Annotated in this window: 6 protein-coding genes and 1 pseudogene; all 7 read left to right on the top strand. The window is 71.8% G+C overall.

Features of this window, described 5'->3' with window-relative positions:
* Nucleotides 1–197, top strand: a pseudogene (locus VF794_RS20905) (hypothetical protein); the annotation flags it as partial.
* A gap of 146 nt (nucleotides 198–343) precedes the next feature.
* Complete coding sequence (locus VF794_RS20900) at nucleotides 344–3,208, top strand: GAF domain-containing protein (protein ID WP_331113086.1); 2,865 nt, start codon at nucleotides 344–346, stop codon at nucleotides 3,206–3,208.
* A gap of 156 nt (nucleotides 3,209–3,364) precedes the next feature.
* Nucleotides 3,365–4,885 carry an adenylate/guanylate cyclase domain-containing protein gene (locus VF794_RS20895; protein WP_331113089.1) on the top strand — a complete coding sequence of 507 codons (1,521 nt, stop codon included), beginning with the start codon at nucleotides 3,365–3,367 and terminating at the stop codon, nucleotides 4,883–4,885.
* Between the two features lie 25 nt (nucleotides 4,886–4,910).
* The gene (locus VF794_RS20890) at nucleotides 4,911–5,297 is read left to right on the top strand and encodes a type II secretion system protein GspG (RefSeq protein WP_331113084.1); all 387 of its coding nucleotides are present in this window, start codon (nucleotides 4,911–4,913) and stop codon (nucleotides 5,295–5,297) included.
* A 149-nt stretch (nucleotides 5,298–5,446) separates the two neighbouring features.
* Nucleotides 5,447–6,805, top strand: coding sequence for a universal stress protein (locus VF794_RS20885; RefSeq protein WP_331113082.1), 1,359 nt, complete (start codon nucleotides 5,447–5,449; stop codon nucleotides 6,803–6,805).
* Between the two features lie 78 nt (nucleotides 6,806–6,883).
* A complete protein-coding gene (locus VF794_RS20880; RefSeq protein WP_331113080.1) occupies nucleotides 6,884–10,375 on the top strand; it encodes a CHAT domain-containing tetratricopeptide repeat protein in 3,492 nt (1,163 codons plus the stop codon).
* Between the two features lie 117 nt (nucleotides 10,376–10,492).
* Nucleotides 10,493–11,280, top strand: a 788-nt coding sequence (locus VF794_RS20875) for a tetratricopeptide repeat protein (RefSeq protein WP_331113078.1), incomplete at its 3' end; no start/stop codon positions are given.

Below are 11,280 nucleotides of genomic sequence, written 5' to 3'. Positions count from 1 at the left end.
TCTACGAGGCGGCGGTGAAGCGCCTGCGCATCCCCGCCTGGCAGGCCTCGGTGACGCGCAAGCAGCAGCTGCTGGCCCAGACGTATGGCCTGCTCAAGGGCGAGGTGGACACCGATCGCAGCCACACCCTGGAACTCACCGTCGTCCTCCTCATCGTCATGGAGATCCTCTTCGCCGTCCTCCGCGTCTTCGAGTGAGGTGTTCGACACCCAGTGAAACGCGAGAGTTCCGTTCATCCTGTAGCGGACGCTCCACCGAGGGGGCGATTGGGCGGGGGGAGAGGATTCGTGGAAAACTCCAGCTTCACGCTCGGTGCGGGTCAGGGCCGGGCGGGGGGGTGGGCATGCAGGTCCCCGGAAGCAGCTTCGTCGCCGCGGTGGAGCGCATCTCACGAGCCTTGGAGCAACTCGCGTCGGCCTCGTCGGCGCGCGTGGTGCTGGAGGAGGTGGTGCGGTGCGCCGCGGCCTCGCTGGGGCTGGAGCGCGTGGCCATCGCCTGGTTCGACCCGGACGGCGTGCTGTTGACCCAGGCCTCGCCGGGGATGGCGGCCGAGGCGGTGGCCGGGTGTGCGCGCTTCCTGCTGGAGGGGCCGTGCGCGGGGTCGGCCCCGTGGGTGTTCCACTGGGGTGAGTCCCGGGTGGAGCCCGAGCTCGCCGCGGTGCTGGAGCGGCTGGGCTCCGTGTCGATGCTGGCCCTGCCCGTGTCCTCCTCCCAGGGCAGGTGCATGGGGGTGCTGCTGGGCTCCTCGCCCGTGCCGCGCGACTTCTCCCCGGAGGAGACGCGGCGCTTGTCCTTATATGCGCAGTTGGCCGCGCTGGCCGTGGAGCGCGGCTGGCTGGTGGAGTCCGGGCGCATCGCCGCGCTCCAGGCCCGCGCCGAGGCCGAGCAGGCCGAGCTGCTGCGCCTCACCCGCTTCCAGGCGGTGACGGAGGCCTTCAGCCGCGCCCTCACCCGCGAGGACGTGGCCCACGTCGTGCTGGAGCTCGGCGTGCCCGCCGTGGGCGCCGTGGGCGGCACCGTGCACCAGGCGTCGGCGGATGGTCGCTCCGTGGAGCTCATCGCCTCGGTGGGCACCGGCCCGGAGGAGTTCGCCGCCCTGCTCGCGCTGCCCAGGGACCTGGCCGAGCAGCCCGGCTTCCATGCGGCGGTGAGCTGCTCGCCCGTGTGGTTGGAGTCGCCGGAGGAGGCGCGCGTCCGCTACCCCGTCTTCGCGGCGTACATGACGCGCCAGTCCTGTCAGGCCTTCGCCTTCCTCCCCCTGCGGGTGGAGCAGCAGGGGTTGGGGCTGCTGGCCTTCGGGTTCGCCCAGGCGGGGCACTTCACCCAGCTGCAGCGCACCCTCATGCTGGGACTGGCCCGCCAGTGCGCCCAGGCCCTGGAGCGGGCACGCCTGTACGAGACCGAGCGCGCCGCGCGGCTCCAGGCCGAGGCCGCCGGGAAGCGGCTGCAACTGCTGGCCGACGCGGGCGTGCTGCTGTCCAGCTCGCCGGAGTGGGAGACCACCGTGGCCGGCGTGGCGCGGCTCGCCGTGGGCGCCGCCTTCTCGGACTGGTGCGCGGTGGACTTCCTCGACGAGCACGGCGCCCTGCGACGGCTCACCGTGGTGCACGCCGAGCCCGAGCGCTCGCTGCTGCATGACAAGCTCGAGGACTACACCCCGGAGCGCGCACGGCCCTCGGCCATCACCGAGGTGGTGCGCACCGGGTGCTCGCAGCTCGTCGTCGGGCTGGGGCCGCCGCGCTCCAAGGTGGCGCGCCTCGGGGAGCCGCCCGAGGGGGGCTCGTTCCTCATCGTCCCGCTCATGGCGCGCCAGCGCACCCTGGGCGCCATGTCCTTCGTGCGCGGGCCCGAGCACACGCCCTTCACCGAGGAGGACCGCGCCCTCGCCGAGGATCTGGCCGGGCGCACCGGGCTGGCCATCGACAACGCCCGTCTGTTGCGCAAGGCCCGCGCCGCCGAGGCGGAGTCCCGCCGCAACGCCGCGCGCCTGCGCATCCTCGTGGAGGTGGACGGGTTGCTCGCCGAGGCGGGTCTGGATCTGCCCGCGGTGCTGGATGTGATTGCCCGCAAGGTGTCCGAGGTCATCGGCGACGGGTGCGTGCTTCAGCTCCTGGCCGAGGACGGTGCCTTCCTGGAGCCCGTCACCATCCACCACCCGGAGCCGGAGGCGCGCTGGTTGCTCGCCGGCACGGTGCACGCGCGCCGGCAGCGGCTCGGCGAGGGGCTCCACGGTGGGGTCGTCTCCACCGGGCGCGCGGTGCTGCTCCCGGACGTGGACCCCGAGGAGGTGCGCTCGCGGGGCTCGCTGCCGGAGTATGGGCCCTACCTGGAGCGCTACGGGCCGCAGAGCCTGCTGGTGGTGCCCCTGGCGGCCAAGGGGCGCGTGTTCGGCACCCTGGGCGTGGTGCGGGACGTGGCCGGGGGTCGGCCCTATGGCGAGGAGGACCAGATGCTCCTCCAGAGTCTCGCCGAGCGCGCCGCGCTGGCCATCGAGGACGCGCGGCTCTACGGCGCCGCCACCGAGGCCGTGCGGCTGCGCGATGACTTCCTCTCCCTGGCCGGGCACGAGCTGAAGACGCCCTTGAGCGCGCTGCGGCTCCAGATCCAGATGCTGGCCCGTGTCACCCGCGACGTGGCCACCACGCCGGGGCTCTGCGAGCGCGTGGAGAAGGCCGAGCGCACCAGTGAGCGGCTCGGGGCGCTCATCGACGAGCTGATGGACGTGGGCCGCCTCACCTCCGGGAAGATGAAGCTGGAGCGCGAGCCGATCGACCTCTCCCTGCTCACGCGCGATGCCGTGGGGCGCATGGCCGAGGCGCTCGCCCGCACCGGCAACGAGGTGAAGCTGGTGGCGGACGCGCAGGTGATGGGGCGCTGGGACCGGGTGCGCCTGGAGCAGGTGGTCTCCAACCTGCTGTCCAACGCGGCCAAGTACGGGCGCGGTCAACCCGTCGAGGTACGCGTGGAGGACCCGGGCAACGGCCGGGCCCGCCTCGTGGTGAAGGACTCCGGCATCGGCATCGCCCCCGAGGATCAGGCCCGCATCTTCGAACGCTTCGAGCGCGCCACCACCGACAAGCAGTTCAATGGGCTCGGCCTCGGGCTGTGGATTTCCCGGGAGATCGTCGAGTCCCATGGGGGCCGCATCCAGGTCCGCAGCACCCCCGGGCAGGGGTCTACCTTCACTGTCGAGTTGCCTCGGGAGTAGGGCGGGCAGGGGAACCTCGGGGGTCCGGCGGGCTGGGGGACAGGCGGGGGGGCGTGTCTCGGAGTGTCTCCCGTCCGGCGGCTGGGATAGTCTGTGACCCCGAGTGATCCTTTTGGAAGGTGGAGAGCCCCGTTGAACCGTCCGGTCCTGGACCCCGTGCCGTCGGCCGCAGGTGCCGAGGGCGGCAACCGCTCCGCGGTTCGCGCGGACAGTCCGCTCTTCGGCGAGCTTCTCCTCAAGCTCGGCATCGCCACGCGCAATCAGATCGAGGAGGCCCTCGCCCTCCAGGCCCTCAACGGCCAGCGGCTCGGCGAGGCCCTCATCTCCCTCGGCTACGTCACCCGGGAGCAGATCCAGGACGCCCTGGGCGAAGCCCTCGGGTTGCACCACACGCCCTCGGGCGGCTCCTCCGGTCATCCCCCGCTGGGCGAGGTGCTCGTCGGCCTCAAGTACCTCACCGACGCCCAGCTCGACGAGGCCCTCGCCCTCCAGCGCCGCACCGGCCGCAAGCTCGGGGAGATCCTCGTCCAGAACGGGTACTGCTCCTACAAGCAGCTCTACGAGGGCCTCGCGCTCCAGGGCCGGGTCTCCGGCCGCCAGGAGGCCCCCTCGCGTGCCCTGGCCCAGGAGGCCGGCCGCCACCGCGTCATGGTGGTGGATGACAGCCCGCTCGCGTGCGCCTTCGTCCAGGACGGGCTCGTGTCCATCGGCCACGAGGTCATCTGCTTCCAGGATCCGTACGAGGCCCTGGAGCAGGTGGGCAAGGTCCAGCCCGCCATCGTCTTGAGCGACCTGGACATGCCCGGCATCGACGGCATGGAGCTGTGCCGCCGCATCAAGGAAGGCCCCACCCGGGCCATGCCCGTCATCATCCTCACCGCCAACGACAGCGAGGCCGAGCGGGTCAAGGGGCTGCGCGCCGGCGCCGACGACTACGTCAACAAGTCCGCCTCCATGGATGAGCTCGCCGCCCGCATCGAGAGCGTCATGCGCCGCTCCGGCGAGACCGAGCGCATGCGCAAGCTCTTCGCCCGCTACACCTCCGACGCGGTGGTGGACGAAATCCTCAAGAGCCCCGACTCCGTGGTGCTCACCGGCGAGAAGCGCGAGGTCACCCTCCTCTTCGCCGACATCCGCAACTTCACCGGGCTCGCCGACAGCCTCCCGCCCGAGCAGACCGTCGGTGTGTTGAACCAGGTGCTCGGCGGCCTCTCCGACGCGGTGCTCACCTGCGGCGGCACCCTGGACAAGTTCCTCGGCGATGGGCTCATGGCCGTCTTCGGCGCCCCCGTGGGTCGCTCGGATGATCCGCTGCGCGCCCTCCAGTCCGCGAAGATGATGATGGCCTTCATGGTCGAGCTGCGGCAGCGCGCCGAGGCCGAGTGGGCCACCACCCGCCAGGGCCGTCCTCTCACGCTCGAGCTGGGCATCGGCATCAACTCGGGCATGGCCGTGGCCGGCAACATCGGCGGCTCCCTGCGCACCGAGTACACCTGCATCGGCGACTCGGTGAACGTGGCCGCCCGCCTGTGTGCCCTCGCCGGGCCGGGGGAGATCCTGGTGGGCGAGCGGACCGTCGCCCTCCTGTCCGGCCATGAGGCGGGCTTCGAGGAGCTGCCCCCCGTCCGCCTCAAGGGCAAGCCACATCCGGTGCCCCTCTTCCGCGCCCTGTGGTAGGCCGGGGCCTCTCCCAGAGGTCTCCGTGACGCAGCGCCGCCGCCCCCACCTGATGGTCGTCTTCCTGCCGATCGGCTTCGTGATCATCGGCGTCGTCGTGTGGCTCGGCATTCGCGGCAAGCACGACCCCGGCGCCGCCCAGGTGCATGCGGATTTCGCGCGCGTGCTCGCCGCCCTCGAGGTCTACCGCGCCGAGCACCGCTCCATCCCCGAGGAGGGCGACCTCTCCTTCCTCGTGCCCAAGTACCTCCCGACGCTGCCGCAGGACCCCTGGGGCCACCCGTATGCCTATGCCAGCGACGGGCAGCGGCCCTTCCTCCAGTCCTATGGGCAGGATGGGGTACGCGGGGGGAATGGGCCCAACCAGGACCACACCAACCACGACGGGCACGGGGTGCTGGCGCCGCGGTAGGGCGCACGGTTTCATTCCCGGGGACCGTGTACCCTCACTCTTCCCGGAGGGAGAGGGGAGGGGCGGACTCGGACGACCCGTGCGGGGGCCTCCCTCCCCGCTGCGTGATGGACAGTCTTCCAGGGTCCCGCCCATCAGGGGAGGCCGTCATGTCCGTGGTCTGCGCAACCAACCTCTCCGAGCCGTCGGCCCGGGTCGCCACCCTCGCCGCGGCCTTGGCCGCCCGGCTCGGTGAACCCCTCTGGCTCCTCGGGGTCTTCGACTCCGAGCACCCCGCTCCCAACGGTCCTTCCTCCGTGGTGGAGGCCCGGAGATTTCTGGAGGCCGAGGCCGCCCGCCTGCGCTCCCAGGGACTGCCTGTCGAGCTGAGCCTGCTGGAGGGCGCTCCCGGCGCCGTGCTCCTCGAGGACGCGCTCATCCGCGAGGCCCGGCTGGTCCTCCTCTCCGCCGAGGGCTGGGGACAGGTTTCCTGGCGCCGTGCCCCCGTGCATGAGCGGCTCGCCCAGTGCGCCCGCGGGCCCGTGCTCGTGGTGCGCCGCAATGCCGAGTCCCTCACCGAGTGGGCCCTGGGCCGGCGTCGCCTGCTCGTACAGGTGGGCGTGGATGACTCGCCCACCTCCGCGGCCGCCGTGGCGTGGTTGCGCGAGCTGCGCCGAATCGGCCCCTGTGACGTGGTGGCCGTCTCGGTGTGCTCACCCGTGGAGGAGCGCGAACGCCTGGGCATCCACACCCCGGTGCACGTGGAGCTGTTGGACCCCATGGTGCGCCGCATCGAGGTGTTGGACCCGCAGGTGGAGCGGGTGTTGTTGCGCGAGCTGGGCGAGCGCGTGGGCGAGCTCCCCGGCGAGGGGACGCTGGAGCTGCACCTGGAGCCGGGCTTCGGCCGGCCCGCGGACCACCTGCTGCACGTGGCGCACGCGCGCGGGGTGGACCTGCTGCTCGTGGGAACCCACCAGCGTGGGGGGCTCGCGCGGCTGTGGCATGGCTCGGTGTCCGCGGGCGTGCTGCGCCACGCCGAGCAGTCCGTGGTGTGCGTGCCTCCCCTCCAGCCCACGGCGAGCAGGACGGTGCCGCCTCGGACCGTGCTCGTCCCGGTGGACTTCTCCGAGGCCAGTGCTCGCGCCATCTCCGAGGCCCGCTCGCTCGTGCGCCCCGGCGGACGCGTCCACCTGTTGCACGTGCACCGCCGCCGCGTCTCCGAGCGCGCCTGGACGCAGGACGTCTACGGCGTGCTGCCCGAGCCGCCTCGGGAGCAGTCGATGGTGATGCAGCGGCTCCAGTCGCTGGTGCCCCATGAGGACGGCACCCAGGGCGTGCACTGGACGATGGAGGGCGTCACCGGAGACGACGTGGCCCGGGCCATCTGCCAGGCCACCGAGCGAGAGGGCGTGGACCTGGTGTGCCTGGGTACTTCCGCCGGGAAGCGGCATTCGGAGTACTTCAACGACTCGGTGGCTCGTGCGCTCGTGGCCCGCTGCCGCCGGCCCGTGGTGGTGCTCCACGCCTGATTGGCGGGTCCGCCCGAGGATTTCCTGCATGATTTTCCGGGTCACCGGCTCCATTCGAGACGGGTACCAGGAGCCGACATGCAGCGGGTTCGCGGGTGGCTGATGGTCGTAGTGTTGTGCTGTGCGGCGGGCGCGGCGGGTGCGCAAGAGCAACCAGACGCGCGGCTGCACGAGGCCCGGACGGCCTTCGACGAGGCGCACACATTCTGGGACGCGGGCCGGTACGCGGACGCCATCGCCAGGGGCGAGCGGGCGCTGGCGCTGCGGGAGGCGGTGCTCGGGGACACCCATCCAGACGTGGCCAGGAGTCTGGACCAGCTCGGTGCGCATCTCCTGCTTCAGGGGAACGCCGCCCGGGCCGAGCCGCTCTTCCAGCGCTCGCTGGCCATCTGGGAGGCGGCGCTCGGAGAGAATCACCCGGAGACAGCCCGAACGCTCAACACCCTCGGCAAACTCTACACGGGCCAGGCGTTGTACGTCCGGGCCGAGCCGCTCCTCCAGCGCGCGCTGGCCATCCGGGAAGCGGCCCTAGGCGAGCGCCATCCCCTCGTCGCCGAGTCACTCAACCACCTCGCCAACCTCTACACGGCCCAGCGAGTGTACGCGCGTGCCGAGCCGCTCTTCGTGCGCGCGCTGGCCCTTCGGGAAGCGGCCCTCGGCGAGGAGCATCCGGAGGTCGCTCAAACCCTCCAGGACCTCGCCTGGCTCTACGACCTGCAGGGGATGCGCGACCGGGCCAGGCCGCTCCTTCAGCGCGCGCTGGCCATTCGGGAAGCGACCCTCGGCAAGGACCATTCCAGCGTTGCCGACTCGCTCCACCACCTCGCCAGCATCTACGGGTCCCAAGGGTTGTACGCGCGTGCCGAGCCGCTCCTTCAGCGCGAGCTGGCCATTCGGCAAGCAGCCCTCGGCAAGAACCCTCCTGACGTCGCCGCCTCGCTCGAGCGACTCGCCTGGCTCTACATGGACCAGGGGTTGTTCACGCGTGCCGAGCCGCTCTATCTGCGCGCGGTGGCCCTTCGAGAAGCGACCCTCGGCGAGAACCACCTCCTCGTCGCCGAAACGCTCGGTTGGCTCGGCTACTTCTACTTCGAGCATGGGGTGTATGGCCGTGCCGAGCCCCTCCTCGAGCGCGCGGTGGCCATTCGGGAAGTGGCCCTGGGCGAGAACCACCCCCTCGTCGCCGACCTGCTCCTCGACCTCGGCAACCTCTACGTGGCCCAGGGGTTGTACGCACGTGCCGAGCCGATCCTCCAGCGCGCGTGGGTCATTCGGAAAACGGCCTTTGGCGAGAACAGTCGTTTCGTCGCCACCGCGCTCCTCGACCTCGGCAACCTCTACGTGGCCCAGGGGCTGTACGCGCGTGCCGAGCCCCTCCTGCGACGCGGGCTGGCCATTCAGGAAGAGGCCCTGGGCGAGAACCATAACTTCGTCGCCAGGACGCTCAGCCGCCTCGGCGACTTCTACGTGGCCCAGGGGCTGTACACGCGTGCCGAGCCCCTGCTCACGCGCGCGCTGTCCATCGCGGAAGCGGCCGCCGGCAGGAACAGTGGCATTGTCGCCGCCACGCTCAAAAGCCTTGCCGACCTCTACGTGGCCCAGGGGTTGTACGGCCGGGCCAGGCCGCTCTACGAGCGCGCGCTCGCCATCTGGGGCATATCGCTGGGCGAGCACCATCCCAACATCGTGGAAACGCTCAACCACCTGGGCGTGGTTCATCTGGCCCAGGGTCGTCGCGCCAAGGCATTGCCGCTGCTCACGCGCGCCTTCACCCTGTCCGAGCGGCGCCTGCGCCAGGAGTCGCTCGGCTTCTCCGAAGTCCGTCTGGCCAGCTTCCTCCAGTACCTGCGCGCCGACGAGGAGCGACTCTACGCGCTGCTGCGCGCCCACCCCGACGACGTCAAGGTGAGACGCCTGGCCCTCGGCGCCGCGCTCCTGCTCAAGGGACGCTCCGTCGAGGAGAGCGCCGACATCTCCCGCACCGTCTACCAGAGCCTGGGCGAGCGGGACCGAGACACCTTCGAGCGGCTGCGGGAGCTGCGCACCCGGTTGGCCGAATTGTCATTCCAGGGCCCCGGCTCGCTTCTACCCGCCGCCCACCAGCGGCGTCTCGAGGAGTTCGCCGAGCAGGGCGCTGCCCTGGAAGCGGACCTGGCCAAGCGCTCCACCCCCTTGCGCGCGCTGACCGCGCTGCCGCCCCCCTCGGAGATTGTCGACCGGGTCGCCGCGGCCCTGCCCCGGGACGCCGCCCTCGTGGAGTTCATCACCTACGAGGACCGCGCGCTGCTGCCCAGGCCCGGCACGCCCGAGTCCCAACGCCCCGGCACGCTGCGCTACCTGGCGCTGGTGCTCTTGCCGGACGCCACCATCCGCTTCCAGGACCTGGGAGCCGCCGAGCCCATCGACTCGGCCGCTTCACGTCTGCGCGATGCGCTGGCCAATCGCGACGCGGGCTTCGAGGCCTCGGCCCAGGCGCTGCACCAGCTCGCCTTCCAACCCTTGCTGCCGCTGCTGGGGGATACCCGCCGCCTCTTCCTCTCGCCGGATGGTCAGCTGGCCCTGGTGCCCTTCGCCGCCCTGCACGATGGGAAGCAGTTCCTCGTGGACGCCTTCGACTTCACCTACGTCCCCTCGGGCAAGAGCCTGCTGCCGCGGCCCGAGGAGAGCGCCCCCCCGGGCTCCGTGGTCGTCCTCGCCGATCCGGACTTCAGGGCCCCCCTTCAGGTGGCCTCTCTCTCCAAGGAGGACGCGCCCGCGGAAGACGCGCCCGCGTTGGCCACGCGCACCATGCCCGGCGAGCGCTTCTTCTCCCTGCTGCGCGCGGACCTGGGGCAACGCGCCTGGGACGCCACCCCCCTGCCGGGCACCCGCCAGGAGGCCGAGGCCATCCAGCGTCTGCTGCCCCAGGCCCAGCTCTTCCTGGGCCCCGAGGCCACCAAGGAGCGTTTGCTGCAACTGCCTCCCCCCGGCATCCTCCACCTGGCCACCCATGGCTTCTTCCTCGAGGACGCCTCCCAGCCGCGAGGCTCCCGGGCCGTGGGCCACTTCGGGGCGCTGGGCGAGGACACCCAGGCCCCCAGCCCCCCGGACCCGCTGCTGCGCTCCGGCCTCGTCCTGGCGGGGGCGAGCGCCCTGGTACCCTCCGGCTCCGCTCCACCCCCGTCCGGCAACGCGCTGGTGACGGCGCTGGAGGTTGCGGGCCTCAACCTGTGGGGCACCCAGCTCGTCGTCCTCTCCGCCTGCGATACCGGGCGAGGTGACGTCAGGATAGGCCAGGGAGTCTACGGGCTGCGCCGGGCCTTCCTCGTGGCGGGAGCGGAGACGGTCGTCATGAGCCTGTGGAAGGTGAACGACGAGACGACGCGCGAGCTGATGGAGGTCTACTACCGCAACCTGCTGGAGGGGCAGGGACGCGCCACGGCGCTGCGAGAGGCGATGCGCGAGCTGCGGCGGACCCAGCCTCACCCCCACCATTGGGCGCCCTTCCTCGCCATGGGCCAGGAGACGCCCCTGCGCTTGCCCGAGTCCTGCCCGCCGCGCAGTGCTTGCCCCATGCCGGATCGCCACTGAGCGGTGCTCCAGCCGCGAGGGTGGTGCTCCACGCCCGAGCGCGGGCCCGCCCGCGGATTCGCTGCATGATTTTCCGGGTCACCGGCTCCATCAGGGGTGGGTACACCAGGAGCCGACATGCAGCGGGTTCGCGGGTGGCTGATGGTCGTGGTGCTGTGCTGTGTGGCGGGCGCGGCGGGCGCGCAGGAGCCACCAGAGGCGCGGCTGCACGAGGCCCGGACGGCCTTCGATGAGGCGCACACATTCTGGGACGCGGGCCGGTACGCGGACGCCATCGCGCGGGGCGAGCGGGCGCTGGCGCTGCGGGAGGCGGTGCTCGGGGGCACCCATCCAGACGTGGCCAGGAGTCTGGACCAGCTCGGTGCGCATCTCCTGCTTCAGGGGAACGCCGCCCGGGCCGAGCCGCTCTTCCAGCGCTCGCTGGCCATCCAGGAGGCGGCGCTCGGAGAGAACCACCCGGAGACAGCCCGAGCGCTCACCACCCTCGCCAACCTCTACGCGGGCCAGGCGTTGTACGTCCGGGCCGAGCCGCTCCATGCGCGTGCGTTGGCCATTCGGGAAGCGGCCCTCGGCGAGCGCCATCCCCTCGTCGCCGAGTCACTCCACCACCTCGCCAACCTCTACACGGCCCAGCGAGTGTACGCGCGTGCCGAGCCGCTCTTCGTGCGCGCGCTGGCCCTTCGGGAAGCGGCCCTCGGCGAGGACCATCCGGAGGTCGCTCAAACCCTCCACGACCTCGCCTGGCTCTACCACTTGCAGGGGCTGTACGGCCGGGCCGAGCCGCTCCTTCAGCGCGCGGTGGCCATTCGGGAAGCAGCCTTCGGTGAGGACCATTCCAGCGTCGCCGACTCGCTCATGATGCTCGGCTCCCTCTACCAGTGCAAGGGGTTGTACGGCCGGGCCGA

Source organism: Archangium sp., assembly GCF_036389735.1.
Classification (GTDB): domain Bacteria; phylum Myxococcota; class Myxococcia; order Myxococcales; family Myxococcaceae; genus Archangium.
This window is presented reverse-complemented; position numbering and strand designations above follow the sequence as displayed.